Source organism: Roseixanthobacter glucoisosaccharinicivorans, assembly GCF_043195095.2.
Classification (GTDB): Bacteria; Pseudomonadota; Alphaproteobacteria; order Rhizobiales; family Xanthobacteraceae; genus NCEH01.
The window spans coordinates 2239771-2265483 of record NZ_CM195538.1 but is presented as its reverse complement, the minus strand read 5'-3'; the positions used below and the strand labels follow the sequence as shown (position 1 = coordinate 2265483).

Sequence of the window (25713 nt, the reverse complement as noted above, 5' to 3'; positions counted from 1 at the left end):
TTCACCTCCCTCACGCCACCGGCCCGGTGGTGGGCTCGATGTTGACACAGAACGCCTTGTATTCCGGCGTCTCGATGTTGGCGTCGCCGACGAACGGCGTCAGCACGTTCGCGGGGAAGCCCTTCTTGGCCGCGCCGACGAACCCCCAATGGATGGGGATGCCGACGATGTGCACCGTCTTCCCGTCGCAGATCAGCGGCTTGATGCGCTTGGTGACATAGGCCTTGGCGAACACCGACCCGCGCTTCGACCACACGCGCACCCACCCCGCATTGGCGATGTTCTTCTCCTTTGCGAGCTGCTCGGAAATCTCCACGAAGAATTCCGGCTGAAGGACCGAGTTCACATGGTTGTTCTTGGTCCAATAGTGGAAATGCTCCGTGAGGCGATAGGAGGTCGCCGCATAGGGGAAGTCCGGCGAGCCGACGTCCGCGAACTGGGCGAAGTCGTCCTTGAACACGCGCGCCGCCGGATTGCCCCGCACCTTTGGGGCGATCACATTGGCGATCGGGCTTTCGAACGGCTCGTAATGCACCGGGAAGGGGCCTTCGCGCATCATGCCCCGGGCGAACAGGCGCGAAACGCCTTCCGGGTTCATGATGAACGGGCCGACGTCCTGCGGCTTGGCGGTGGGCGCGATGTCCGGCACGTCGTATCCGGTCCATTTCGCGCCGTCCCACCACAGCAGCTTGCGGGTGTCGTCCCAGGGCTTGCCGTTAATGTCGGCCGAGGCGCGATTGTAGATGATGCGCCGATTGGCCGGCCACGAGAAGCTCCATTTCGAATAGGCGCCGGTGTCGCCGGGGTCGCTATTGTCCCGGCGCGCCATCATGTTGCCCGCCTCGGTGAAGCAGCCGGAATAGATCCAGCAGCCGCCGGCGGTGGTGCCGTCGTCGCGATAGGCGGCGAAGCTCGGCAATTGCTTGCCGGCCTCGAGCAGCTTCTTGGTGGGATCGTTGGGATCGGCCACGTCGCTCACGACATAGCCGTTCATCTCCTTCGCGAGCTCCTCGGGGGTGGGCTCGTTCGGGTCCTTGTAGTTCCATTGCAGATTGACGATGGCGTCCGGGAACGCGCCGCCCTCCTTCTGGTACAAGGCTTTCAGCCGCAGGAAGATCTGCGCCATGATCCAGGAGTCGGTCTTGGACTCGCCCGGAGGCGTGCCGGCCGCCCAATGCCATTGGAGCCAGCGGCCGGAATTCACCAGCGCGCCTTCGTCCTCGGCGAAGCAGGTGGTCGGCAGCTGGATCACCTCGGTCTGGATCTTGGCGGGATCGGCGGGATTATAGACCCCGTGATTTTCCCAGAACCGGGCGGTTTCGGTCTCCAGCGGGTCCATGATGACCAGCAGCTTCAGCTTGCCGAGCGCCTCGGCGAGCTTGGCCTTGTTGGGGAACGCCTGAAGGGGATTGAAGCCCTGGCAGAAATAGGCGTTCATCTTGCCCTGCTTCATCAGCTCGAAGGCCCGCAGAACGTCATAGGCGGGCACATCGAGCTTCGGCAGGTAGTCATAGGCGAAGTTGTTTTCCGCCGTCGCCGACGGTCCCCACATCGCCTTCTGGAAACTGACGAAGAACTTCTTGTAGTTCTGCCAGTAGCTCATCTGGTTCGGCCGCAACGGCTTGAAGCCGCGGGTCGACATATAGGTGGGGAAGTCGGCTTCCTTCTCGGTCGGCAGGGTCAGATAGCCGGGGATCAGGTTCGACATCAGGCCGATGTCGGTCAGTCCCTGGATATTGGAATGCCCGCGCAAGGCATTCATGCCGCCGCCGCGCACGCCGATATTGCCCAGGATAAGCTGGAGCATCGCCATGGTGCGGATGTTCTGGGACCCCTTGGAATGCTGGGTCCAGCCGAGCGCGTACATCGACGTCATCGTCTTGTTCGGCGCCGAGCACTCGGCGATCATCTGCGCCACCTTCAGGAACTTGTCCTTCGGCGTGCCGGTGATGCGCTCGACCATCTCCGGGGTGTAGATGGAGACATGCTGCTTCAGCAGGTTCCACACGCACCGCGGGTTCTGCAGCGTGTCGTCCACCACCGCATAGCCGTCGGGGCCGATCTGGTAGTCCCAGGTCGAGCGGTCGTAGTCTCGCTTGCTTTCATCATAGCCCGTGAACAGGCCGTCCTTATAATCGAAGCCGTCCTTCACCAGATAGTTCGCGTTGGTGAAGGCCTTCACATAGTCCCACTGCACCTTGTCGTTCTGGATGCAGTAATTGATCACGCCGTTGAGGAACGCGATGTCGGTTCCCTGGCGGATCGGCGCGTAATAATCCGCCACCGCCGCCGAGCGCGTATAACGCGGATCGACCACGACCAGCTTCGCGCCACGGTTGGCCTTCGCCTCCGTAACCCATTTGAACCCGCAAGGGTGCGCTTCGGCGGCATTGCCGCCCATGATCACGACCAGATCCGTGTTCTTGATATCGGTCCACGAATTGGTCATAGCGCCACGGCCAAAAGTTGGGGCGAGACTCGCCACCGTCGGGCCGTGTCAAACGCGGGCTTGGTTATCGAATACCAGCATGCCGGCGCTGCGCACGACCTTGTACGTGCACCAGGCGGTTTCGTTCGTGGTGGCCGAGGCGGCGAGGAAGCCGGTGGTCACCCAGCGATTGACGGTCACGCCGTCATTATTCTTGGCGATGAAATTCTTGTCGCGATCGTCCTTCAGGACTCGCGCGATCTTGTCCAGCGCCACATCCCAGCTGACCTGCTCGAACTTATCGGAGCCGGCCTTGCGCAGCATGGGATGATGCAGGCGGGTCTTGGAGTGCACGATGTCGAGGAGGGCCGCGCCCTTCGGGCACAGGGTGCCGCGATTGGTGGGGTGGTCGACGTCGCCCTCGATATGGGTGATCTCGGCTTTCTCGCCCTTCTTCAGATCGCCCTTGGAATAGATGATGATGCCGCAGGCCACCGAGCAGTAGGTGCAGGTGTTGCGCGTCTCAGTCGTATTGAAAAGGCGGAAGGGGCGGATGGAATCTGCGTAGGCCTGTTCTATGCCTCCGAAGCCGAAAGCTCCAAGAGACGTGCCCGCGATTCCCGCACCCGCCGTTTTCAAGAACTGGCGCCGCGAGAGCTCCATGTTCATCGAAGAAAACCTCCGATAGGCGCCCCCAACGGGGGACGATCAAAAAGGGGAAAACTCACCCTTGTCCGGGATTCCGGCTCGTCCGAACGGTATTTTGGAATTGGAAACATGTCAAACTTCGCGAGCACAAATGCGCGTGTTTCAAGACAATAAGACCATGTATCTTGGTTTTTACTCTTCCTGATTTTCAAGGCGACGCTGCGTAAGCGAAATAGAGGTCCAAAATTTGCTGCAAATGCGAAGCCGGAAGAGATATTCGCTCGCGGATTTTCGTTTAGCCACGAAATTTTGATTTGAAAACAGATTGACCGGCCGCGGACGGCGGCGCACCGTTTGGGCGTGAACCTCACATCGGCTCCCGAGGGTCGGGGCAATATTTCGGACGCGACGTCTCTCCGCCGCCGTGGCGCGGGGAGCGTTTTTGCGCGTCCGCTGCGGTTTGCCCGCGAGTCTCGCGGCGTCTTTCTCTTCCCCCGCGCCTGTCTCCCGGGCCTCCGCGCCATGCTGTTCGCCTCGGCCGTACTGGGCGCCGGCAGCGCTGCGGCGCAGGGCGAGGCCGGGCTTCGCCGCGAACCACCGCTCGCAGCGCTTTCGGTGGACGCCAAGCCGGGCGCTCCCCAGCCCGTGCCGCCTTTGGTGCTGGAGCGGCTGGTCCCGGTCGGCGCGCCGGTCCAGCAGGTGGATCGTGCGACGTTTGCCGGCCGCGTGGTGCTGGTGCATTTCTTCGCCACCTGGTGCGAACCCTGCCGGGAGGAATTGCCGGCGCTCAACCGCCTCGCGGCGCGCTTCGCCGATCGGCCGCTGACCCTGCTCGCCGTGGATGTCGGGGAGGTGGATACGCGGGTGCGCCGTTTCACCGAGACCACGCCGATTGCCTTTCCCATCCTGATGGATCGCGAGCGGGGGGCGGCGCGTGCGTGGGACGTCAGCGTCCTGCCCGCGAGCATCCTGATCGGGCCGGACGGGCAGGTGCGCGCACAGGCGCAGGGACCGGTGGACTGGGACCGCGCCGAGACCGACCGCGCCATCGCCACGCTGCTTGCTCCCGCTCTCAACACCCCACATTCCCTCAACGATCCTTCGGGAGGACCCACACAATGATTACGCGTCGTGACTTTGTGATTTCCGGTGCGGCCCTCTCCGCCGCCGCCATGCTGCCGGCCGGGGCCTGGGCGCAGAACGCGTTCGCGCCACAGCCGGGAGCGTGGCGCGATTTCCAGGTGGTGACGCGGCTGGAAGTGGCGAAGCCGGACGGCCAGACCAGCGGGCTCGTGCGCGCCTGGGTGCCGCTGCCGGCGTTTTCGGAGGACCAATGGTTCCGCCCCGGCGGCAGCACCTGGTCCACCAATGCGGCCACCGCCGAGGTGGTGGGCGACCCCCGGTTCGGCGCGCAGATGCTGGCGCTGGAATGGTCCCCGCGCGAGCCGGCGCCCTCGGTTGAAATCACCAGCAAAGTCGCGACCCGCGACCGGGCCGTGGACCTCTCCCAGCCGGGCACGGCCGCCCCGTTGGGCGAGAAGGAGCGCGTGACCTTCCTCGCCGCCACCGACCTCATTCCCACCGGCGGCATCGTCAAGCAGACCTCCGACAGGATCACATCCGGCGCGAAGGACGAGATCACGAAGGTCCGCGCCATCTATGAATGGATTGTGGAGAACACCTATCGCAACGCCGCCACGCGCGGGTGCGGCGTTGGCGATATCGCCGCATTGCTGAAGAGCGGGGATCTCGGCGGAAAATGCGCCGATCTGAACGCCCTGTTCGTCGGCCTGGTGCGCGCCGCCGGCATTCCCGCCCGCGACGTGTACGGCCTGCGCGTGGCGCCCTCCAAATTCGGCTACAAGAGCCTCGGCGCCAATTCTGAGGTGGTGACGAAGGCGCAGCATTGCCGCTCGGAAGTGTTCCTCTCCGGCTATGGCTGGGTGCCCATGGATCCCGCCGATGTGCGCAAGGTCGTGCTGGAGGAGCCGCCGGGCAAGCTGGGCATCGACGATCCCAAGGTGGTGGCGGCCCGCAAGACCCTGTTCGGCGCCTGGGAAGGCAATTGGATGGCCTATAATGCGGCCCACGACGTGGCGCTGCCCGGCTCCAAGGGGCCGAAGGTGGGCTTCCTCATGTATCCGCAGGCGGAGACCGTGGCCGGCCGGCTGGATTGCCTCGACCCCGACACCTTCCGCTATTCCATCCGCGCGACCGAAATCTCGGTCTGAGCCTGTTCCGCGCCGGCCCCCGCCCGTTTCGCGGCGGGGGCATCGGCCGATCCGTGAGTTGAGAGACGCCCCGCATGACTGATACCGCCTTCCGCCTCACCAGCCTTGCCCATGGCGGCGGCTGCGGCTGCAAGCTTGCCCCGTCCGTGCTCCAGGAGCTTCTGGGCGGCCAGCCCATGGCGCAGCCGTTCGCGAAGCTTTTGGTAGGCACGGAAACCGGAGACGACGCGGCGGTGTGGGACCTGGATGGCGACACCTGCATCGTCGCCACCACCGACTTCTTCATGCCGGTGGTGGACAACCCCGACCATTTCGGTCGCATCGCGGCCACCAATGCGATTTCGGACGTCTATGCCATGGGCGGCACGCCCATCATGGCGCTGGCCATTCTCGGCATGCCGCTCGGCAAGGTGGACACGCAGATCGTCCGCGAGATCCTCCAGGGCGGCGCGGCGGTGTGCGCGGCGGCGGGCATTCCGGTGGCCGGCGGCCATTCCATCGACACCGGGGAGCCGATCTATGGCCTTGCGGTCATCGGCACGGTGCGCAAGAGCCAGATCCGCCGCAACAGCGACGCCAGGCCGGGGGATGCGCTGATCCTCACCAAGGCCCTGGGCATCGGGATTTATTCCGCCGCCTTCAAGAAAGAGGCGCTCTCCCCGGACGCCTATGAGGAGATGATCGCCTCCACCACCTTGCTCAACAAGGTCGGCGCCGCGCTGGCGCAGGACGAGGCGGTGCACGGCGTGACGGACGTCACCGGCTTCGGCCTGCTGGGGCATGGGCTGGAAATGGCCCGCGGCTCGGGGGTGCGGCTGCGCATCGAGGGTGGCGCCCTGCCGGTGCTCTCCCATGCCGAGGCGCTGGTGCGGCAGGGCTTTGTCACCGGGGCGTCGCATCGCAATTGGGCGAGCTATGGCGAGGGCATCGAGCTGCCGCCTGGGATCGAGGATTGGCAGCGCCACCTTTTGACCGACCCGCAGACCTCCGGTGGCCTGCTGGTATCGGTGGCGCAGGAGGAGGCGGACCGGGTGCTGGGCGAGATTCTCGCCGCCGGCTATCCCGCCGCGCGCCGCATCGGCCGGGTGGAGGCGGGCGAGGCGAAGGTCCGGGTGGACGCCTGAAGGCGATGCCGAGCGGGCCTTTGCCGGTCCTTGCAGGGTGAGCTTATCGGACGAAGGGGAACGTTGATCCCTCCTCGGGCGTTGGCATGTGTGAAAACACAAAGCCCGGAGGGCGCGCCCGTGATCCGTTCCACTGCCTCGGCAACATCTCTCGCCGCCATTCTTGTTTCTCTAACCGTCGGCGTCGGCTTGGCGCCGTCGCTGTCGGGCGCCGCTTTCGCTCAGGCGATCGTCAGTCCTCCGCCGCCGGGGAGCCCGCAGGTGCCGGCCGAGAAATCAGGCCCGCCCCTCAATGCCGACAAGGGCTGCGACGCCACCGCATCGGCGTCGGCGACGGCGCCGGCGAAGGGCGAGAATTCCGGCACCGCTCCGGGCGGCGCGGGATCGACCGGCTGGTCCGGCGGCACCGGCGGGTCCTTTATCGGCACCCAGCAGTCCGGCGCGACCTCCGGATCGCCGACCGATCACCCCGCGACGGTTGAAGGCGTCAATCCGTCTGTGGTCGGACCCACCCGCAAGGATTGCTGAGGCCCGATTTGGCCTCAGACCTCTTCAGCTGAGGATCGGCGCACCGCCGCCAGGGCGGCGCGCGCCGTGCCCTCGGCCCCCGCCGAGGCCTCGATCCTGCGCCAGGACATTGGGCCGAGGTCGTAATCGGCCTGCCGGCGCACCACCTCGGCCGTGGCGTCGGAAGCGTCGCCGTGGCGCTGCTCGACCCGTGCGATGAGGGTGCCGATCGGCGCATCCAGCCAGATCCCGAGAAAATCCGCACCGGTACTCCGCGCGACGGCCTGGACCGCGTCGCGTTCCTGCGGGCGAGCATGCACCGCATCGGCAATGGCTGAATGCCCCGCCGCCACCGCGAGCGCCACCCGTGTCCGCATGCGTTCGTATACCGCTTGTGTCGCCTCCGGCGTATAGGCGTGCGGTGGCAGCGTCTCGGTTTCGCCGACGCCGGCCATGTTCTTGCGCTCGATATCGCTGCGCAGGATGACGGCGCCCGGTGCCCGCCCGATGCCGGGCGCCAGCGCGGCCGCAAGCGTGCTCTTGCCCGTCCCGGACAGCCCCCCGATCGCCAGCAGCAGCGGCTTTGCCGGGGTCAGAAACGCGCGCGCCTGGGCGAAATAATGGGCAATCTCGCCGCGCGCCGCCGCTTGTCGCTCCTCCGGCAGATGGGCAAGGCCCGCCGCCTGCACCTTGGCGCGGATCGCGGCGCGCAGGCTGAGGAACAAAGGCAGAGCCGCGAGCCCGGCATAATGCTCCGCCGGCCCGGCCCACAGATAGCGGTTCAGCACCGCGTTCGCCGCGCCGGGTAGGCCGCGCTCCCACAGATCCATCAGCAGGAAGGCGAGATCGTAGAGCACGTCGCAGATGGCGATCTCGTCATTGAACTCGATGGCGTCGAACAGAACCGGCGCCCCTTCCAGCAGCACGATGTTGCGCAGATGCAGATCGCCGTGGCAGCGCCGCACATGGCCCTGCGCCGCGCGCGCCCGCAGCAAGGGCGCCACCGCCGCCAGCGCGTCGCGGGTGGCGCGCGTGAGGGCGTGCGCCATATCCGGGGCGAACAGCTCCGGGTTGTCGGCGAAATCGGCGGCATTCTGGTCCACGATGCGGGCGAGCGGCGCGGCGGCATCTGGCCCGCCCGACATTGCGGGTGCGCGGGCATGGGCCGCGTGCACAGCGCCGGCAAGGGCGGCGAGAAACGCGGGGGTGAAGGCCTGCGTCTCCAGCCGGTCGAGGGTGCGGGCCTCATCGAAGCGGCGCATCTTCACCGCATATTCCACCGGCGTGCCCGCGCCGCCCAGGGCAAGGCCACCTATGGCAAGGCCGTCGGCCATGCGCACGATGGGCACGACCCCGAGGTAGATGCCGGGCGCGTTGGCGCGGTTCACCTCCAGCTCGCGTTCGCAGGCCGAACGGCGCTTCTCCAGGGTCGAGAAATCCATATAGGGAAAGGCGACGGCGCGCTTGACCTTATAGGCGACGTCGCCTGCCAGGAACACCGCGGCGCCGTGGGTGTCGATGCGCGAAACCCGCGCGCCGCCATGGGTCGAGGGGTCCGCCAGGAAGGCGAACACCGCGTTCTGGTCCGCGACCACATGGTTGTCCATAGCCCAAAGCTCCGCGCGCCGGGGAATGCCTGAGTATCCTTATGCCGGAAATCGTCCGCCTTGATACGCCTCACGAAGCCGGGGCGGAACAGGCGACGGGCTGGCCTGTGCCCGGATGACGGCATGCCGGGCAGGCCCACGCGCGCCGGCTCATCTTGATGGAATCCTTATGCGCGGCGGCAAATCCCGGATCGCGGCTTTACGCGCGGCGGGTCTAGGACACCCCTACGCAAGGAGTGCTCCATGCTTGACCTTATCTATCTCGTTCTCGGCTTCGCCTTCTTCGCCCTGATGGCGCTGTACCTGCGCTTCGTGGCGCAGGCCTGAGGAGGACCCCATGCTCGACCTCGTTCTCGGGGCGGCGGTGAGCCTCTCGCTCGCCGCCTATCTCGTCTTCGCATTGGTGCGCCCCGAGCGGTTCTGACCGCCCCGTGCCGATCCCCCCAACGCTTTTTCCAGGTGATGAAACGCCATGACCTCCAACGGCTGGCTTCAGATCGCGATCCTCTTCTTGGCGGTGGTGGCATGCGCCATCCCGCTCGGTCGCTTCATGGCCCGCGTATTCGCGGGTGAACGCACTTTCCTGTCCCCCGTGCTCGTGCCCGTCGAACGCGGTCTTTATCGGCTGGCCGACGTCGACCCCGAAAAGGAACAGGGCTGGACCGCCTATACGCTCGGCATGCTGGCGCTGAACGCCGCCGGCTTCGCCCTGCTGTATGCGATCCTGCGCCTGCAAGGCGTGCTTCCGGTGAACCCGCAGGGGTTCGGCGCCCTGACGCCGGACCTCGCCTTCAACACGGCGGTCAGCTTCGTCACCAACACCAATTGGCAGGCCTATGGCGGCGAGACCACCATGAGCAATTTCAGCCAGATGGCGGGGCTGACGGTGCAGAACTTCCTCTCCGCCGCCACCGGCATCGCGCTCGCCATCGCCCTGGTGCGCGGCTTCGCCCGCTCCGGCGCGGCGGGGGTGGGCAATTTCTTCGTCGATGCCACCCGCGCGACGCTGTACATCCTGCTGCCGCTCGCCTTCGTGACCGCCCTGATCCTGGTGGCCACCGGCATGCCGCAGACCCTGGACGGCTCGTTCGCCGCCACCACGCTCGATGGCGCGCAGCAGACCATCTCCATCGGCCCGGTCGCCTCGCAGATCGCCATCAAGCAGCTTGGCACCAATGGCGGCGGCTTCTTCAACGTCAATGCCGCCCATCCGTTCGAAAATCCCACCGCGCTCGGCAACATGCTGCAAGTGTGGCAGATGCTGGTGATCTCCACCGCCATCGTGTTCGCCTTCGGCCATCTCGTGGGCGACAAGCGCCAGGCCAGGGCTCTGATCGCGGTCGTATTCGTGTTGCTGATCGCCGGGGTCGCCGTGGCCTATTGGGCGGAAGCGGCGGGCACGCCCGTGCTGCAACAAGCGGGGCTCGACCCGGCCGGCGGCAATATGGAAGGCAAGGAAGTGCGCTTCGGCCTCGCGCTCTCGGCGCTGTGGGCGGCGGTGACGACCGGGCTTTCCTGCGGCGCGGTGAATGCGATGCACGGCTCGTTCACCCCGCTCGGCGGCATGGTGCCGCTGGTGCTGATCAAGCTCGGTGAAATCCTGCCGGGCGGCGTCGGCTCGGGCCTCTACGGCTTGCTGGTGATGGCCATCATCGCCGTGTTCGTGGCGGGCCTCATGGTGGGGCGCACGCCGGAATATCTCGGCAAGAAGATCGAGGCCAAGGAAGTGAAGATGGCGGTGCTGGCGAGCCTGGTGCTGCCCATCTTCGTGCTCGGCTTCACGGCGCTCGCCGCCAATCTTTCCGGACCCGCGGCCGGCATCGGCAACGGCGGACCGCACGGCCTGAGCGAGGTGCTCTATGCCTATGCCTCCGGCACCGGCAACAATGGCTCCGCCTTCGCCTCGCTGTCGGCGAACACCCCCTGGTGGAACACCACGCTCGGCATCGCCATGCTGTTCGGCCGCTTCGCCTACATCGTGCCGATGATGGCGATCGCCGGCTCGCTCGCCGCCAAGCCGCGCCTCGCCGCTTCCACCGGCACGTTCCCGACCCATGGGCCGCTGTTCGTGGGCCTCCTCATCGGCGTCATCTTGATCCTCGGTGGTCTGCAATTCTTCCCCGCGCTCGCCCTCGGCCCGATCGCCGAGCAGGTGCAGATGCTGGCCGGCAAGACCTTCTGAGGCACGGAGCACATCATGTCCGCAAAAACCGTCTCCTCCATCGTCAGCCCCGACCTGCTCGGCCGGGCCGCCGTCGATGCCATAAAGAAGCTCAATCCGCGCTCCTTGATGAAGAACCCGGTGATCTTCGTCACCGAAGTGGTGGCGGCGCTCGTCACCGCCCTGTTCCTGCGCGATCTTCTCACCGGCGCGCCGCTGTCCTTCACCGGCCAGATCATGGGCTGGCTGTGGTTCACCGTGGTGTTCGCCAATTTCGCGGAAGCGGTGGCGGAAGGGCGGGGCCGCGCCCAGGCGGAGAGCCTCAAGCGCGCGCGCACCGACACGGTGGCGAAGAAGCTCGCCGACCCGAAGAATCGCGAGCGCTTCACCCGCGTCTCCGCGCTGGACCTGAAGGTGGGCGATCTCGTGCTGGTGGAAGCCGGCGACCTCGTGCCCGGCGACGGCGAGATCATCGAGGGCATCGCCTCGGTGAACGAAGCCGCCATCACGGGCGAGAGCGCCCCCGTCATTCGCGAAAGCGGCGGCGACCGCTCGGCTGTCACCGGCGGCACCACCGTGGTGTCGGACTATGTGGTGGTGCGCATCACCGCCGCCGCCGGCTCCTCCTTCCTCGATCGCATGATCGCTTTGGTGGAAGGCGCCGAACGGCAGAAGACGCCGAACGAGATCGCCCTGACCATCCTGCTGGTGGGCATGACGCTGATCTTCCTCATCACCGTCGTAACGCTCTATGGCCTCGGCCTTTATGGCGGCACGCAACTGGCGGTGCCGGTGCTGGTGGCCCTGCTGGTCACCTTGATCCCAACCACCATCGGCGGCCTGCTCTCGGCCATCGGCATCGCCGGCATGGACCGCCTGGTGCGCCACAATGTGCTGGCCATGTCCGGCCGCGCGGTGGAGGCGGCGGGCGATGTGGACACCCTGCTGCTGGACAAGACCGGCACCATCACCTTCGGCAACCGCATGGCCACCGAAATCATCCCGGTTCCGGGCGTGAGCGCGCGGGAAGTGACGCAAGCAGCGGTGCTGGCTTCGCTGGCCGACGAGACGGCGGAAGGGCGCTCCATCCTTGCCCTGGCGCGGGAGACCTTCGGCATCGACGTGACGGTGGTGCCCGATGGCGCGAGCTTCGTGCCCTTCTCCGCCGCCACCCGCATCTCCGGCATCGACCTTGAGGGTCGCAAGGTGCGCAAGGGCGCGGTGGATGCGGTGCGCCGCTTCGTCTCCGAGGGCGCGACCGGCACGGTGAGCGAGCCGGCCGAGTTCAAGGCGGCGGTGGATCGCATCGCCCGTTCCGGCGGCACGCCGCTGGGGCTCGCGGAAGGCGGTCGCCTGCTCGGCGTCATCCATCTGAAGGACGTGGTGAAGCCCGACATCAAGGAGCGCTTCGCCGAGCTGCGCCGCATGGGCATCCGCACGGTGATGGTGACGGGGGATAATCCCGTGACCGCCGCCGCCATCGCCTCCGAGGCCGGCGTCGACGATTTCATCGCCGAGGCCACCCCGCAGGACAAGCTGAGCTATATCCGCAACGAGCAGCGGCAAGGCCGGCTGGTGGCCATGTGCGGCGACGGCACCAATGATGCGCCCGCTTTGGCGCAGGCGGACGTGGGCGTGGCCATGCAGACCGGCACCCAGGCCGCCCGCGAGGCCGGCAACATGGTGGATCTCGACAGCGATCCCACCAAGCTCATCGAGATCGTCGGCATCGGCAAGCAGCTGCTGATGACGCGCGGCGCGCTGACCACCTTCTCCATCGCCAACGATGTGGCGAAATATTTCGCCATCATCCCGGCGTTGTTCATCGTCGCCATCCCGGAATTGAGCGTGCTCAACATCATGGGCCTGTCGACGCCGCAGAGCGCCATTCTCTCGGCGGTGATCTTCAACGCCCTGATCATCATCGCGCTGATCCCGCTGGCGTTGCGGGGCGTGCCCTACACGCCCGCCAGCGCGGAGCGTGTGCTTGCCCGCAACCTGTTGATCTACGGCCTCGGCGGCATCCTGGTGCCCTTCATCGGCATCAAGCTGATCGACCTCGCCGTGACCGCCCTTGGTCTTGCTTGAACTTGGCCTCGCCTGAATTTGGCCTCGCCTGAAGGAGGCGCCTATGTTGTCCCAGCTTCGCCCCGCCATCGTCCTGGTTGCCGCATTCACGGTGATCACGGGCATTGCCTATCCGCTCGCCGTCACCGGCGTCGCCCAACTGGCCTTCCCGGCCGCCGCGAACGGCAGCCGGATCGAACGCAACGGCATCATCGTCGGCTCCGCCTTGATCGGCCAGAAGACCGAGAGCGCCGGCTATTTCCATCCCCGGCCCTCGGCGGCCGGAGACGGCTATGACGCGTCCAATTCCTCCGGCAGCAATCTCGCGCCCACCAGCGCCAAGCTGAAGGATCGGATCGTCGCCGATGTCGCGGCGCTCCGCGCGGAAGGCATCACCGGCGAAATTCCCGCCGATGCCGTCACCACCTCCGCCAGCGGGCTCGATCCGCACATCTCTCCGGCCTATGCGCAGGATCAGGTGAAGCGCGTCGCCGCCGCCCGCAACCTTCCGGAAGACAAGGTGCGGCAGGTGGTGGCGCAGGCCATCGAGCCGCGCGAACTCGGCATTTTCGGCGAGCCGCGCGTGAACGTGCTGAAACTCAACCTCGCGCTGGACGCGCAAAAATGATTGCCACGGGCGGGCCGGTCCGCGAAGGATCGGCCGGCCCGTCTTCGCCCCACCGCCCCAGAGAGCACCAACAAGGGACTTGAAAGTGCAGGACAAGCCGCGCGCGTCTCCCGATGCCCTCCTCGCCAAGGCCGCGCGCGAGGGCAAGGGAAAGCTGCGCGTGTTTCTCGGCGCCGCGCCCGGCGTCGGAAAGACCTATGCCATGTGCCAGGCCGCGCGCGCGGCGAAGGAGAGCGGCACGGATGTGGTGGCCGGCATCGTCGAGACCCACGGACGGCGCGAGACCGAGGCGATCACGCAGGGGCTGGAGACCTTGCCCCGCAAATCCATCGCCTATCGCGGCCGCCTCGTGCCGGAATTCGATCTCGATGCCGCCTTGGCGCGCCGCCCCGCGCTGCTGCTGGTGGACGAATATGCCCATACCAACGTCCCAGGCAGCCGCCATCCCAAGCGCTGGCAGGATGTGCGCGACATTCTCGACGCCGGCATCGACGTGTGGACCACGCTCAACATCCAGCATCTGGAGAGCCTCAACGAGGTGGTGCAGCGCATCTCCGGCGTGCGGGTGCGCGAGACGGTGCCGGACACCGCGCTCCAGGAGGCGGACGAAGTGGTGATGGTGGACCTGCCGCCCGACGAGCTGCTGAAGCGGCTCGCCGAGGGCAAGATCTATATCCAGGACACCGCCGCGCGGGCGATCGAGAATTTCTTCAAGCCCACCAATCTCACCGCCTTGCGCGAACTCGCTCTGCGCCGGGTGGCCGCCCGGGTGGACAGCGACCTCGTCGAGCATATGCAGGGCGGCGCCATCGAGGGGCCGTGGGCGGCGGGGGAACGCATTCTCGTCTGCGTCGGTCCCGACGCCTCGGCCCAGCGGGTGGTGCGCGAGGCGAAGCGCCTCGCCGATCTTGCCGACGCACCATGGTTCGCCATCACCGTGGAGCGCCCCGGCGCGTTGCCGAGCCTTGCCGAACGCCAGCGCATCCAGGAGGCGCTGCGCCTCGCGGAAAGCCTCGGCGCCGAGACGCGGGCGCTGGTGGGCAACGATCTGGTGGCGGAGCTGCTGCGCTTCGCGCGGTTCGAGAATGTGACGCAGATCGTGGTGGCGCAGGCGCGCCCCTCACGCCTCAACCGCCTGTTCTGGCGCACGCTCGCCGATGCCCTGGTCCGCAAGGCGCGGGGTATCGCGGTGCATGTGGTGACGTTCGGTGAGGAAAACGAAGCGCCGCAAGTCCGCCAGCCGAGGCCCGCCGCGCCCCATGGCGATACGCTCGGCTATGTGGTGGCCGCGGGCTCCGTGGCGCTTGCGACGATCGCGGGGGAGGGGCTCACGAAATTGGTGGCGCTGCCGAACGTGTCGATGGTGTATCTGCTGGCGGTGCTGGTGCCGGCGATCCAGTTCGGCGTGCGGGCGGCGGTGTTCGCCTCGCTGCTGTCGGCGCTGACCTATAATTTCTTCTTCATCGACCCAGTCTACACCTTCACCATCGCGCGGCCGCACGAATTGCTCGCGCTGACCATCTTCCTCATCATCGCAGTGCTGATTTCGGCGGTGGCCGGGCGCTCGCGCGAGCGGGCGGAAGCGGCGGCGATCCGCATGCGCGCGGCGCGGCGGCTTTACGAATTCACTCGTAAGCTCTCCGCTTTGGTGGACTCCGGCGCGGTGGCGGAGGCGGCGGCTTCCGAGATCCAGACCATTCTCGGCCGCTCCACCGCCATTCTCGTGCCGCACGGGACGCAGATGTCGCTGGCGGCGGCCTGGCCGCCGGAAGACCGGCTCGATACCGCCTCCATGAGCGCGGCACGCTGGGCCCTGGAGCGCAACGAGCCGGCCGGTGCCGGCACCGGCACCTTGCCGAGCGTGCCCTGGCTGTTCCTGCCGCTACGCGCCCGCAACGCTCAGGTGGGCGTGATCGGCATCGAATGCGCGGGACCGTTAGGTCCGCTCGATCCGGAATCGGCGGTCTTGCTCGACACGCTCGCCGACCAGACGGCGGTCGCGCTCGACCGCTCGGCCCTCGCCGACGAGATGGCCGGCGTGAAATCGGCGGCCGAGACGGAGCGGGTGCGCAATATCCTGCTCGCCTCCATCAGCCACGATTTCCGCACGCCGCTTTCCTCCATCCTGGGGGCCGCGACCGCGCTCATCGACTATGGCACCCGCATCGCCCCGGAGCAGCGGCGCGATCTCCTTTCGCAGGTCCGCGAGGAGGCAGAGCATCTGGACGGCATGGTGCGCAATCTGCTCTCCATGACGCGTCTGGAAGCTGGCGCGCTCGATCTGCGGCGCGACTGGACCGATATCAACGAAGTCATCAATCAGGCGGTCGCGCTCGCCAAGCGGCGTGGCGCCACGCAATTGTTCGCGGTGGAGAGCGAAAAGGACCTGCCGCTGGTGTTCGCGGACCAGATCCTGCTGAACCAGGCGCTTGCGAACGTGGTGGGCAATGCGGTGCGCTATGCCGGCCCCGGTGCCCATGTAGTGCTGGCGGCGCGGCGCGTTGGTGATGCGCTGGAAATCTCCGTCACCGACGACGGCCCGGGCATCGCGCCAGATCTTCTGCCCCATGTGTTCGAAAAGTTCGTGCGCGCCGTGCGCGAGGGCGCTGATGGCGGGGAGGGCTCCGGCCTGGGGCTCGCCATTGCCAAGGGCATCGTCGAGGCCCATGGCGGAAAGGTGCGCGCGGAAAGCCCAGTGGATGACGACCGGCGCGGCGCGCGGATCATTTTTTCGCTTCCCATCGGCGGCGCGCCCGCCGCCGCGGCGGTATGAGGACGGTGCCATGAGCCTCGGCAAGATCCTGGTGGTGGACGACGAGCCGGCGATCCATCGCTTTCTCGCCCCGGCCCTGATGGCCGCCGGCTATGAGGTGGCGGCGGCGGAAGACGGCGGCCGCGCCTTGCGCGAAATCGCGACACATCCCCCCGACGCGGTGGTGCTCGACCTCGGCTTGCCGGACATGGACGGCAAGGACGTGATCCGCCGTCTGCGCGGCTGGTCGCAGGTGCCGGTGATCGTCCTGTCCGCCCGCGACCGCGAGGCGGAGAAGATCGAGGCGCTGGACCTCGGTGCCGATGATTTCGTCAATAAGCCGTTCGGCATCGGAGAACTGATGGCGCGCATCCGCGCCGCCTTGCGCCATCGCGCTGGCGACGTCTCGGAAGACCCGATCCTGCGTGTTGGGGCGATCGAGATTGACCGTGCGCGCCATCGCGTGACGCGCGACGGGGAGGATGTGAAGCTGACGCCGAAAGAGTTCGATCTGCTGGTGTTTCTCGCCCGCCACGAGGGCAAGGTGGTGACGCACCATCAGCTGCTCACCAATGTGTGGGGCCCCGCGCACGGGCAGGATACACAATATCTGCGGGTCTATGTGGGACAATTGCGCCAGAAGCTGGAGCTGGACCCGAGCGCGCCCACCCTCATTCTCACCGAGCCGGGCATCGGCTATCGCGCCGGCACCATGGGATAAGGGCGCGAGCCGGAAAGGGGCGAAGCGCGATGGCGCGGTCTTTTAGCCCGGAGCCGGGCGGGTGCCCGTCGCGTTGACGTGACGGGCGATGTCGCAGGCGGGGCCGCGCGCTCAGGCGGCGTGCGAATAGGCCCCGAACCGCTGCTCCGATAGCCCGAACGCCTGCGACCAGGTTTCGAACGCGACCCAGGCGCGGGCCCGCATTTCCGGCGTGCGGGCGTGCTCCATCTGGGCCAGGAGCATTTCGGCATATTCTCCCACTTCGTCCATCTCATGGGCATGCAGGAAGCCGATGGCATCCTCCAGGCCGCGGACGTGATGGTCTTCCCCGCCAATGAAAATACGCAGCGGACGCAACACGTTACTTGGGGATTGTGTTTGCATCTTATTCCCTCCAAGGTCACGCTTCGCCGCTCCCAGCCGCCCAATACCCGCCGTTCGCGCAAGGGCGCGACGCCTGAATCCGGGCGACAAGGAGTGTGTGCCCGCAGGGTCTTCGCCTGTGGGACAACACGGCTTAAACGCGCGTGCACCTCTCAGGTTCCACCCGTGTGGAAGAAAATTCAAACGCATTTTCGTAGAAAAAATGGTGCGCTGCGATGGTGCTGGGTGAGGTGAATGATGCCTGCGGCACACGGCGCGAGACTACGAAAACTGGTGGGCCCGGCAGGACTCGAACCTGCAACCAGACCGTTATGAGCGGTCAGCTCTAACCGTTGAGCTACAGGCCCCCCGCACGTTCCTATCAATCCCGAGCCGTGTGAACAACCGGGACAAGCGCGGCTTCGCCCCATTGGTGCCGCCTTCCCACAGTGCTGTGGGGCGGCACACACCCAGCGGAGCGTTCCATGCCCTTTCCCATGTCCCGGCGTCGCGTCTTTTCCGGCGGCGTTCTCGCCGCCTTCGCGCTCTGCGCCGTGCTCGATGCTCCGGCGGCGCGGGCGGAAGATCTATCGCGCGCGACCTTGACGGTGGTCGGGCAGGGCGAAGCCAGGGCTGCGCCGGACATGGCGAGCCTGTCCACCGGCGTCGTGACCGTGTCGAAGACCGCCGAGGAGGCCCTCGCCGGCAATTCCAAGAGCGTGGCGGATGTGATCGCCGCCATAAAGGACGCCGGCGTCGAGGCGAAGGACCTCGTCACCTCGGGCTTTTCGATCCAGCCGCAATATACCTATCCCCAGCAGGGCCAGCGCGAAGCGCCGCGCCTGACGGGCTACGAAGTGCGCAATACGGTCAATGTGAAGGTGCGCGACCTGTCGACCCTCGGCGGGCTTTTGGACAAATTGGTCCAGGCGGGCGCCAATCAGGCCAGCGGCCTGAGCTTCACGCTCCAGGACCCGAGCGCCATCGAGCGGCAGGCGCGCCTTGCCGCGATCCAGGACGCCAAGGCTCAGGCGCAGAGCCTCGCCGAAGCGACAGGGCTGCGCCTCGTGCGCATTCGCAGCATCAGCCCGCAGCCGGACTTCGGCTTGGTCGCGCCCGCGCCCATGATGATGAAGGCCGAGGCGCGGGCCGCGGTGCCGGTCCAGGCGGGCGAGACCACTGCCCATGCCCAGATCACCATCGTCTATGATGCCGAGCCGCGCTGAGGTCAGGTGACATCGTCGCGGGCGTTCGCCGCCCGCTGGACGGAATTGGGCGGCAGCAGCAGGGTGAGGGCCTTCGGCATGATGCGATAGTGCAGGGGCATGGTCTCGCGCGTGATCTCCCCGTCGGTCGCCACCCAGGACCGGCGGCGGCGCGGGGCGTGGATGGTGAGCGCCTTGGCGCGGAACGAGTGGATGCCGGGATTGTTGCGCCAGGAATCCACCAAGAGGTCGGCCCCGACGCGAATCTTGGCCAGCGCGCCGCGCTCTTCCGCGATATGGATTTCCAGTTCCCCGCCATCGAGGCGCGAGCGATGCCAGCCCGGCGCGTCGAAGGCATTGTTCGTCACCAGGGCGGCATAAGCGTCGATGGGCTCGCGCCGCCCCTCGATCTCGATCTCCAGCGACAGGCGGCCCGAGCGGGTGACCGCCTTGCCGAGCGCCAAGAGCCAGCCGAGGATGCGGCCGCGCGAATCGCGCACCGCCTCGCGGGCGAGGGCCATCTGCGAAAAGAAGCCGACGCCGGAGACGCCGTGGAAGGCCCGCCCGTTCAAGGTGGCGACATCCACCCGCATGGGCTCGGCCTCGCGCAGGGCCTGGAGGGCGCCCGGAAGGTCGCGCGGCAGGCCGATGTCATGGGCGAGCAGGTTCATGGTGCCGAGCGGCAATACGCCGAGCGCGGTTTCCGTCTCCGCAAGCACCGAGGCGGCATAGCTCAGCGTGCCGTCCCCGGCGCCGACCACCAGCGCGTCATAGCCCTTGCGGTGCGCGGAACGGATCGCCTCGATCATCTGAGCGCCCTGCAAGACCACCACGTCGACCTCCTTGCCCGGCTCGGTCAGGGCCTCGTCCACTTCCTGGCGCAGGCGTTCGCCGCCGAGATCCTGCACGGTGCCGGCTTTTGCATTGAGTACGACCAGGGTTCGCCCCATGTTCTGTCTCCGAGTGCCGCCGGCATCAAAGCGGGCGTATGATTTGGCTATGGGCGATAGGGGCTGTGAGAATGTCTAACATTGAGGGAACGCAGGCGCGGCCATGGATTTTCCGGTTGCGCGCCGGCCTTCTGCTGCTGGTGGCTCTGGTGTTCTTCTGCATCGCCGGGGGTAATTTTGTCGCGCGCCAGTTCAATCTCAACTGGGTATGGGCCCTCGGGATTGCATTCGTCTTCGCACTTCTGGTGGGCTATGGCGTTTCGCGCCTGACGCGGGCCATGTACCTCTCCGGTGCCGCCGTCCTGACCTTGCTGACCACATATCTTGCCTACGACTTTCTGCGGAACGCGGTCGGCTGGTCGCAGGCGACCGCATTGGTTCTGGCCGCCGTGCCGTTCGTGCTGATGGGCGCCGCCTTCTGGGATTTCCGCCGTTTGAAGCAGGAAATCCGTCGATGGGCGGATGCGCGCTGACCTGAGCGCGGAGGGGGAACGAAAGCATTGCCTTGGTGGTTCCACAGCGGAAACCCTTCTGTGGAGTATGGCAATGCTGAAATATGCCGTCATCTTCCTCGTGATTTCCATGATCGCGGGGGCGATGGGATTCTTCAACGTGTCCGCGGTCGCGCGCCGCATTTCGTTTGTTTTGTTCGGAATCTTCATTGCCCTGGCGGGGCTCGTGCTTCTGGCTTTCCTGCTCCTCGGCCACGTCACCGGCTCGGCGAGCCTCCTGCCTTCCATCTTTCTTACCTAAGGTCATGTACGGCGGGGCGCCGCGAGTTCAAGGGCGCACGCAGCCGTTGTGTGTGCGGTGCGGCAGCAAGCGACGTTTTGGGAGTTGAGCCGACGCCGCCGGCGCAATAGCCTCTGAGGGATGAAGCCGGACAACGGCTTCGCGGGGTCTTCCAGAGGAGAAAAATGATGCGTCGCCTTGCCCTCGCCGCGGCGTTCGGGATGGTCGCCTTTGGCGCCATGCCCGCGCTGGCACAACAGAAGGTGGTGAACGTCTATAATTGGTCGGATTATATCGACGAATCGGTCTTGGAGGATTTCACCAAGGAAACCGGCATCAAGGTCCGCTACGACGTTTTCGACAGCAACGAGGTTCTGGAGACCAAGCTTCTGGCCGGCAAGACCGGCTATGACGTGGTGGTGCCGAGCGGCTCGTTCCTTCAGCGCCAGATCACCGCGGGTGTGTTCCAGAAGCTGGACAAGTCCAAGCTGCCGAACCTGCAATATGCCTGGCCGGAAATCACTAAGCGCCTGGCGGTGTATGATCCCGGCAATGATTATGCCGTGAACTATATGTGGGGCACCACCGGCATCGGCTATAACGTGGATATGGTGAAGAAGCGGCTCGGCGACATTCCGCTGAACACCTGGGACATCGTGTTCAAGCCGGAGAATCTCTCCAAGCTGAAGGATTGCGGCGTCTATTTCCTCGATGGCCCGGAGGAGGTCATTCCCTCCGCTCTGCGCTATCTCGGCATGGACCCCAACTCCAAGAACCCGGACGACATCGCCAAGGCCGGCGACCTGCTGATGACGGTGCGCCCGTTCATCCGCAAGTTTGATTCCTCCGGCTATATCAATGCGCTGGCGCGCGGCGACATCTGCATCGCGGTGGGCTGGTCGGGCGATGTGTTCCAGGCCAAGACCCGCGCCGCGGAAGCCGCCAAGAAGACCAAGAAGAAGCCGGTCGAGATCGCCTATGCCATTCCCAAGCAGGGCGCGCTGATGTGGTTCGACAATTTCGCCATCCCCAAGGACGCGAAGAATGTGGATGAGGCTCACACCTTCATCAATTACATGATGCGTCCTGAGGTTGCCGCGAAGAACTCGAACTATATCTCCTACGCCAACGGCAATCTGGCGTCGCAGAAGTTCATCGACAAGGCGATCCTGGACAATCCCGCCATCTACCCGGACCAGGCGACCTTCGACCTGCTGTTCACCGTCACCACCTATCCGATGGACATCCAGCGCGTGGTCACCCGCACCTGGACCAAGTTCAAGCGCGGCAAGTGAGCCGAGGAAAGTGAGCCCGCAGGGGCTCCCCGTCTGAAGCCATTGGCGCCCCGCGACTCGTGCGCGGGGCGCTTTTTTTGCGCGGTCTGTGCTCTCTCAGCCGCGCGCGCGCAGTTCGCGCCGCAGGATCTTGCCGGTGGCGGTCATGGGCAGGGCATCGGTGAAAGCGACGTGGCGCGGATATTCATGCGCGGAAAGCCGCTCGCGCACATGGCGCTGGATGTCGGCCACCAAAGCTTCGCCGGCGGCATGGCCGTCCTTGAGCACGATCCAGGCCTTCACGGCCTCGGTGCGCACCGGATCGGGCACGCCCACCACCGCGACGAAGGCGACGGCGGGGTGGCGCAGGATGCAATCCTCGATCTCCCCCGGTCCGATGCGATAGCCGGCGGAGGTGATGACATCGTCCGAGCGGCCAACATACCAGAGATAGCCCTCTTCATCCTGCCGGCCCATGTCCCCGGTGAGCAGGAAATCGCCTGCGTATTTTTCCGCCGTGGCTTTTGGATTGTTGAAATATTCCAGCATCATCACCGGATCGCCCCGGCGCACCGCCACATGGCCTTCCGCGCCCGCGGGCAGCAGGTTTCCGGCGTCGTCCACGATCCGCACGTCGTGGCCGGGAATGGGCTTGCCCATGGCGCCGGGCCGGATGGGGAAGAAATTGGAATTAGACCCCACCACCAGATTGCATTCGGTCTGACCGTAGATCTCCCGCGCCTCGACGCCCAGGCGCTCCTGCACGAAGGCGCCAAGCTCCGCGCCCAGCGTCTCGCCCCCGGTGAGCAGGGACCGCAGGTTCAGGCCCGCCGGGCGGCGCACATCGGCCTGCCGCAGCAGTTTCAGCGCGGTGGGCGGCAGGAATACGTTGCGCACCTTGTGGTCCGCCATCAGCGCCATGGCCGCATCCGGATCGAACTTCTTCGCCCGATAGGCGAGCACGGGCACGCCGAGATAAAGGCTCGGGAACAGCACGTCGAACAGGCCGCCGATCCAGGCCCAGTCGGCCGGCGTCCAATGCAGGTCGCCGGGCTGGGGCATGTATTGGTGGACGAATTCGATGCAGGGCAGATGCCCCAGCAGCACGCGATGCCCGTGCAGGGCGCCCTTGGGATTTCCCGTCGTGCCCGAGGTGAAGATGATGATGCCGGGATCGTCCGGCCCGGTATCCACCGGCGCGAAGCGGTCCGAGGCGCGGGCGAGCGCGTCGTCGAAGGAGAGGGTGGCCGCATCGCCCTTGTCCGGGCCGATGACGAACACATGGGTGAGGGTGGGCAGCCGGTCGCGGATGCGCTGAAGCTTGGCGAGACCGGCGAGATCCGTCACCAGCACCTTGGCGCCGGAGGCGTTGAGGCGGAATTCCAGCGCCTCGTCGCCGAACAAGGTGAACAGCGGCACCGAGACCATGCCCGCCTTGAACGCGCCGATATGGGCGATGGCGGTTTCCGGCGCCTGGGGCAGGAACACGGCCACCCGGTCCGTTCGCGCGAGCCCGCAGGCGGTCAGCACATTGGCGAAGCGATTGGTGAGGGCGGAAAGATCCTCGAACGAATAGCGCGTCACCGCGCCGGTTTCCTCGACGAAGATCAGCGCCGGCTTGTTCGCGCCCGTCGCGTGCGCGTCCGAGCAGGCGACACCCATGTTGAAGCGCGCCGGAATCTCCCAGCGGAACTGGCGCACGAGGGCGTCATAGGTCGAGGCCGGACGCAGCATGATGTTTCCTCCCGCCGGTTTTCCGCTTTCTCTTCAAGAGCAGCGACCCGGGCTTTTATGGAAACGATCGAACGTTTTTTTACTGTCGGCGTCAAGATGGATGACGGGCTTGGTCGGGCGGGGCGGAACCCCCTCACCCCGCCCCTCTCCCCGCGGGGGAGAGGGGGATTTGCAGGCAGGCGATGGAAGTTATCTCTCGCAGACGGGTGAGCCTTTCCCGGCTCCTCACCTCTCCCCGCCGGGGAGAGGTCGGCCGCAAAGCGGCCGGGTGAGGGGGCACGCTTGGCGGCGCTCGCCGCGCCGATCACGCCACCAGCCCGAGGGCGCTCGCCGCTTGGTCGCGGATGGCGGCAATATTGGCGCGATAGCCCTCGATCCCGCCCTTGAACACGGCCGATCCCGCCACCAGCACGTCCGCCCCGGCCTTCACGCACAGGGCGCCGGTCTGCGGGTTCACGCCGCCGTCGATCTCCAGGCGGATGTCGCGGCCGCGGATCATGTCGCGGATGCGCTCGATCTTGGGCAGTACGTCGGGAATGAAGGCCTGTCCGCCGAAGCCGGGATTGACGGTCATCACGCAGATCAGGTCGGTCTTATCCAGCACATAGTCCAGCACCCGCTCGGAGGTGGCCGGGTTCAGCGCGATGCCGGCCTTCTTGCCGAGCCCGCGGATCACCTGAAGGCAGCGGTCCAGATGGTCGGTGGCTTCCGCCTGCACGGTGATGATGTCCGCCCCCGCCTTGGCGAAGGCCTCCAGATAGGGCTCCACCGGCGAAATCATCAGATGCACGTCGAACACCTTGTCGGTGTAGGGCCGCAGCGCCTTGATGATGTCCGGGCCGAAGGTGATGTTGGGCACGAAATGGCCGTCCATCACGTCGAGATGGATGTAATCGGCCCCGGCCGCCGCCACGTCGCGCACTTCTTCGCCGAGGCGGGAGAAGTCGCTGGCGAGGATCGAGGGCGCGATCAGCGGGAAATTCATGGCATCAACTCCTGCGCGGGGCTTCTCACTGCGGCGCCCGTCATATGGGGACCGGGCGGGCGCGCCGCCACATCCTTCAATAATAGCTGGCGATCTTTTCCACTTCCTCGCGCGAGCCGAACACCAGCGGAATGCGCTGGTGCAGCTTCTGCGGGACGATGTCGAGGATGCGGGTCTTGCCGTCGGTGGCAGCGCCCTGCGCCTGTTCCACCAGGAAGGCGACCGGATTGGCCTCGTAGATCAGGCGCAGGCGGCCTTCGGCATAGCCCTTGCGGCTGTCGCCGGGATAGAGATACACGCCGCCGCGGGTGAAGATGCGGAACGCGTCGGCCACCATGGAGCCGACCCAGCGCATGTTGAAATCCTTGCCGCGCGGGCCGTCCTTGCCGGCGAGGCAATCCTCGATATAGGCGCGCATGGGCGCCGCCCAATGGCGGACGTTGGATTGGTTGACGCCATATTCCTTGGTGGCGGCGGGCACTTCCACGGCGGCACGGGCGAGGATGAAATCGCCGCTCGCCCGGTCCAGCACGAACACCTGCGTGCCCGCGCCCACGGTGGAGACCAGCAGCGTGGAGGGGCCATAGACCAGGAAGCCGGAGGCGAGCTGGGCCGTGCCCTTCTGCTTCAGCGCTTCCACCGGGTCGGGGAAAGCTTCGGCGCTATAAGGCAGCACCGAATAGATGGTGCCGATGGAGACGTTGGTGTCGATGTTCGAGGAGCCGTCCAGCGGGTCCACCGCCACCACCAGCGTGCCGGCGCCGTTGAGCGGGATCGGCGTCTCGCTTTCCTCCGAGCCGAGGAAAGCGACGGGGGCGGCCTTCAGGGCGGAGACGATGGCCTCCTCGGCGATCACGTCCAGTTCCTTCTGGGCATCGCCGCCGGCATTGGCCTCGTCGCCGCGGATCTTGGCGAAATGCTCGGCGAGCGGGCCGCGCGCCACCATGTCGGCGATGGCGACGCCGGCTTGCGCAATGCGCTCCACGGCTGCGGCAACGGCCTTGCGGGTGTCATCCCCGGCCGCCCAGGTGCCGAGATAGCCTTGCAGGGTCACGACGTCGCTCACCTTGTGTCTCCTACGTGCACATGCGGGACCTAACCCGCCGGTTCGGCGCTCTTATGGCGCACGGCGCGGAAGCCGTCGAGCTTTGGCGCGCGCTGTTCACCGCCCGCGATGGATTTCCACGCCCACGTCGCCGAACACGCCGCTGATCGGCGCGCCCGGCTTGTGCACCACCACGCGCACCTGCTCGATCTGCGCGAAATGGTCCAGCAGGCGCGCGGCGATGCGCTCGGCCAGCGTTTCCACCAGATGGACGATGTCGTCCTCCACCACCGCCCGCACATGCTCGTACACCGTCTGGTAGGAGACGGTGAGGGCGGGGTCGTCGGCCCAGGCGGCGGGGCGGGTGTCGAGCCACCAGTCCACATCCACCACGAAGCGCTGGCCCAGCTGCTGCTCGGCATCGAACACGCCATGGCGGGCGTAGAAGGGAAGGGCCCTCAAGAACAGGCGGTCGCGTCGCGGCGCCGCGGCGGCGGGCTCGGCCTCGGCCGCTTCGAGGGCTTCCGGGTCGCTGGGATCAATCATGGGGC

At 66.5% G+C, this 25713-nt stretch carries 22 protein-coding genes and 1 tRNA gene; 14 read left to right on the top strand and 9 right to left on the bottom strand.

The window, feature by feature from the left end; genetic code table 11:
* Nucleotides 1-10 precede the first annotated feature (10 nt).
* Nucleotides 11-3097, bottom strand: a complete 3087-nt coding sequence (gene fdnG, locus V5F78_RS10175) for a formate dehydrogenase-N subunit alpha (RefSeq protein ID WP_394068408.1) — start codon at nt 3095-3097, stop codon at nt 11-13.
* A 501-nt stretch (nt 3098-3598) separates the two neighbouring features.
* Between fdnG and V5F78_RS10170 the strand changes: the two genes are divergently transcribed.
* From V5F78_RS10170 to V5F78_RS10155, 4 genes are all read left to right on the top strand, one after another.
* Nucleotides 3599-4198 (top strand): TlpA family protein disulfide reductase, encoded by a 600-nt coding sequence (locus tag V5F78_RS10170; RefSeq protein WP_394068410.1) that lies wholly within the window; start codon nt 3599-3601, stop codon nt 4196-4198.
* Nucleotides 4195-5307: a transglutaminase-like domain-containing protein gene (locus tag V5F78_RS10165; protein ID WP_394068412.1), complete on the top strand. Its 1113-nt coding sequence runs from the start codon at nt 4195-4197 to the stop codon at nt 5305-5307. Before V5F78_RS10170 ends, V5F78_RS10165 begins: the two co-directional genes overlap by 4 nt.
* A gap of 74 nt (nt 5308-5381) precedes the next feature.
* Complete coding sequence (selD, locus tag V5F78_RS10160; RefSeq protein ID WP_394068414.1) at nt 5382-6431, top strand: selenide, water dikinase SelD; 1050 nt, start codon at nt 5382-5384, stop codon at nt 6429-6431.
* 120 nt (nt 6432-6551) lie between these two features.
* Nucleotides 6552-6959 carry a hypothetical protein gene (locus V5F78_RS10155; RefSeq protein ID WP_394068416.1) on the top strand — a complete coding sequence of 136 codons (408 nt, stop codon included), beginning with the start codon at nt 6552-6554 and terminating at the stop codon, nt 6957-6959.
* A gap of 14 nt (nt 6960-6973) precedes the next feature.
* On the opposite strand, the gene V5F78_RS10150 is transcribed toward V5F78_RS10155, so the two are convergent.
* Nucleotides 6974-8545 carry a bifunctional aminoglycoside phosphotransferase/ATP-binding protein gene (locus tag V5F78_RS10150; protein WP_394068418.1) on the bottom strand — a complete coding sequence of 524 codons (1572 nt, stop codon included), beginning with the start codon at nt 8543-8545 and terminating at the stop codon, nt 6974-6976.
* Nucleotides 8546-8882: 337 nt separating this feature from the next.
* Here V5F78_RS10150 and kdpF point away from each other — a divergent pair, with 337 nt between their 5' ends.
* The 6 genes from kdpF to V5F78_RS10120 all read left to right on the top strand — a co-directional run bounded on the left by kdpF (nt 8883) and on the right by V5F78_RS10120 (nt 16874).
* Entirely contained in the window at nt 8883-8969 is an 87-nt protein-coding gene (gene kdpF / locus V5F78_RS10145) for a K(+)-transporting ATPase subunit F (protein ID WP_348846543.1), read from the top strand.
* 48 nt (nt 8970-9017) lie between these two features.
* The gene (gene kdpA, locus V5F78_RS10140; protein ID WP_394068420.1) at nt 9018-10727 is read left to right on the top strand and encodes a potassium-transporting ATPase subunit KdpA; all 1710 of its coding nucleotides are present in this window, start codon (nt 9018-9020) and stop codon (nt 10725-10727) included.
* A gap of 15 nt (nt 10728-10742) precedes the next feature.
* Nucleotides 10743-12794: a potassium-transporting ATPase subunit KdpB gene (gene kdpB, locus V5F78_RS10135; protein WP_394068422.1), complete on the top strand. Its 2052-nt coding sequence runs from the start codon at nt 10743-10745 to the stop codon at nt 12792-12794.
* A 43-nt stretch (nt 12795-12837) separates the two neighbouring features.
* Nucleotides 12838-13401: a potassium-transporting ATPase subunit KdpC gene (kdpC, locus tag V5F78_RS10130; protein WP_394068424.1), complete on the top strand. Its 564-nt coding sequence runs from the start codon at nt 12838-12840 to the stop codon at nt 13399-13401.
* A gap of 79 nt (nt 13402-13480) precedes the next feature.
* Nucleotides 13481-16174, top strand: coding sequence for a DUF4118 domain-containing protein (locus V5F78_RS10125; protein WP_394068426.1), 2694 nt, complete (start codon nt 13481-13483; stop codon nt 16172-16174).
* Between the two features lie 10 nt (nt 16175-16184).
* The gene (locus V5F78_RS10120) at nt 16185-16874 is read left to right on the top strand and encodes a response regulator (RefSeq protein WP_394068428.1); all 690 of its coding nucleotides are present in this window, start codon (nt 16185-16187) and stop codon (nt 16872-16874) included.
* Nucleotides 16875-16985: 111 nt separating this feature from the next.
* On the opposite strand, the gene V5F78_RS10115 is transcribed toward V5F78_RS10120, so the two are convergent.
* Both V5F78_RS10115 and V5F78_RS10110 read right to left on the bottom strand, forming a co-directional pair.
* Nucleotides 16986-17258, bottom strand: coding sequence for a hypothetical protein (locus V5F78_RS10115; protein ID WP_394068430.1), 273 nt, complete (start codon nt 17256-17258; stop codon nt 16986-16988).
* 271 nt (nt 17259-17529) lie between these two features.
* Nucleotides 17530-17605: transfer RNA gene (locus tag V5F78_RS10110), tRNA-Ile, on the bottom strand.
* Nucleotides 17606-17722: 117 nt separating this feature from the next.
* Here V5F78_RS10110 and V5F78_RS10105 point away from each other — a divergent pair.
* Nucleotides 17723-18463, top strand: a complete 741-nt coding sequence (locus V5F78_RS10105; protein ID WP_394068432.1) for an SIMPL domain-containing protein — start codon at nt 17723-17725, stop codon at nt 18461-18463.
* 2 nt (nt 18464-18465) lie between these two features.
* Here the strand turns inward: V5F78_RS10105 and V5F78_RS10100 are convergent, their stop codons facing one another.
* Nucleotides 18466-19392 (bottom strand): diacylglycerol/lipid kinase family protein, encoded by a 927-nt coding sequence (locus V5F78_RS10100; protein ID WP_394068434.1) that lies wholly within the window; start codon nt 19390-19392, stop codon nt 18466-18468.
* Nucleotides 19393-19463: 71 nt separating this feature from the next.
* Between V5F78_RS10100 and V5F78_RS10095 the strand changes: the two genes are divergently transcribed.
* The 3 genes from V5F78_RS10095 (at nt 19464) to V5F78_RS10085 (ending at nt 21419) form a co-directional block, all read left to right on the top strand.
* Entirely contained in the window at nt 19464-19865 is a 402-nt protein-coding gene (locus V5F78_RS10095) for a hypothetical protein (protein ID WP_394068436.1), read from the top strand.
* 73 nt (nt 19866-19938) lie between these two features.
* A complete protein-coding gene (locus V5F78_RS10090; RefSeq protein ID WP_394068524.1) occupies nt 19939-20145 on the top strand; it encodes a DUF1328 domain-containing protein in 207 nt (68 codons plus the stop codon).
* A gap of 200 nt (nt 20146-20345) precedes the next feature.
* On the top strand, nt 20346-21419 hold the full coding sequence (locus V5F78_RS10085; RefSeq protein WP_394068526.1) for a polyamine ABC transporter substrate-binding protein: 1074 nt from the start codon (nt 20346-20348) through the stop codon (nt 21417-21419).
* 96 nt (nt 21420-21515) lie between these two features.
* Here V5F78_RS10085 and V5F78_RS10080 read toward each other — a convergent pair whose 3' ends face one another.
* The 4 genes from V5F78_RS10080 to folB form a co-directional block, all read right to left on the bottom strand.
* Nucleotides 21516-23132: an acyl-CoA synthetase gene (locus V5F78_RS10080; protein ID WP_394068438.1), complete on the bottom strand. Its 1617-nt coding sequence runs from the start codon at nt 23130-23132 to the stop codon at nt 21516-21518.
* A gap of 304 nt (nt 23133-23436) precedes the next feature.
* Nucleotides 23437-24117, bottom strand: a complete 681-nt coding sequence (gene rpe / locus V5F78_RS10075; protein ID WP_394068440.1) for a ribulose-phosphate 3-epimerase — start codon at nt 24115-24117, stop codon at nt 23437-23439.
* A 76-nt stretch (nt 24118-24193) separates the two neighbouring features.
* Nucleotides 24194-25183, bottom strand: a complete 990-nt coding sequence (locus V5F78_RS10070) for a class 1 fructose-bisphosphatase (protein ID WP_394068442.1) — start codon at nt 25181-25183, stop codon at nt 24194-24196.
* A gap of 96 nt (nt 25184-25279) precedes the next feature.
* A complete protein-coding gene (folB, locus tag V5F78_RS10065; protein ID WP_394068443.1) occupies nt 25280-25708 on the bottom strand; it encodes a dihydroneopterin aldolase in 429 nt (142 codons plus the stop codon).
* Nucleotides 25709-25713 lie beyond the last annotated feature (5 nt).

What these genes read in the sequence shown, in the direction of transcription:
- V5F78_RS10170 (WP_394068410.1), top strand. Translation starts at nt 3,599, where the DNA reads ATGCTGTTCGCCTCGGCCGTACTGGGCGCCGGCAGCGCTGCGGCGCAG.
- V5F78_RS10165 (WP_394068412.1), top strand. Translation starts at nt 4,195, where the DNA reads ATGATTACGCGTCGTGACTTTGTGATTTCCGGTGCGGCCCTCTCCGCC.
- selD (WP_394068414.1), top strand. Translation starts at nt 5,382, where the DNA reads ATGACTGATACCGCCTTCCGCCTCACCAGCCTTGCCCATGGCGGCGGC.
- V5F78_RS10150 (WP_394068418.1), bottom strand. Translation starts at nt 8,545, where the DNA reads ATGGACAACCATGTGGTCGCGGACCAGAACGCGGTGTTCGCCTTCCTG.
- kdpF (WP_348846543.1), top strand. Translation starts at nt 8,883, where the DNA reads ATGCTCGACCTCGTTCTCGGGGCGGCGGTGAGCCTCTCGCTCGCCGCC.
- kdpA (WP_394068420.1), top strand. Translation starts at nt 9,018, where the DNA reads ATGACCTCCAACGGCTGGCTTCAGATCGCGATCCTCTTCTTGGCGGTG.
- kdpB (WP_394068422.1), top strand. Translation starts at nt 10,743, where the DNA reads ATGTCCGCAAAAACCGTCTCCTCCATCGTCAGCCCCGACCTGCTCGGC.
- kdpC (WP_394068424.1), top strand. Translation starts at nt 12,838, where the DNA reads ATGTTGTCCCAGCTTCGCCCCGCCATCGTCCTGGTTGCCGCATTCACG.
- V5F78_RS10120 (WP_394068428.1), top strand. Translation starts at nt 16,185, where the DNA reads ATGAGCCTCGGCAAGATCCTGGTGGTGGACGACGAGCCGGCGATCCAT.
- V5F78_RS10115 (WP_394068430.1), bottom strand. Translation starts at nt 17,258, where the DNA reads ATGCAAACACAATCCCCAAGTAACGTGTTGCGTCCGCTGCGTATTTTC.
- V5F78_RS10105 (WP_394068432.1), top strand. Translation starts at nt 17,723, where the DNA reads ATGCCCTTTCCCATGTCCCGGCGTCGCGTCTTTTCCGGCGGCGTTCTC.
- V5F78_RS10100 (WP_394068434.1), bottom strand. Translation starts at nt 19,392, where the DNA reads ATGGGGCGAACCCTGGTCGTACTCAATGCAAAAGCCGGCACCGTGCAG.
- V5F78_RS10095 (WP_394068436.1), top strand. Translation starts at nt 19,464, where the DNA reads ATGTCTAACATTGAGGGAACGCAGGCGCGGCCATGGATTTTCCGGTTG.
- V5F78_RS10090 (WP_394068524.1), top strand. Translation starts at nt 19,939, where the DNA reads ATGCTGAAATATGCCGTCATCTTCCTCGTGATTTCCATGATCGCGGGG.
- V5F78_RS10085 (WP_394068526.1), top strand. Translation starts at nt 20,346, where the DNA reads ATGGTCGCCTTTGGCGCCATGCCCGCGCTGGCACAACAGAAGGTGGTG.
- V5F78_RS10080 (WP_394068438.1), bottom strand. Translation starts at nt 23,132, where the DNA reads ATGCTGCGTCCGGCCTCGACCTATGACGCCCTCGTGCGCCAGTTCCGC.
- rpe (WP_394068440.1), bottom strand. Translation starts at nt 24,117, where the DNA reads ATGAATTTCCCGCTGATCGCGCCCTCGATCCTCGCCAGCGACTTCTCC.
- folB (WP_394068443.1), bottom strand. Translation starts at nt 25,708, where the DNA reads ATGATTGATCCCAGCGACCCGGAAGCCCTCGAAGCGGCCGAGGCCGAG.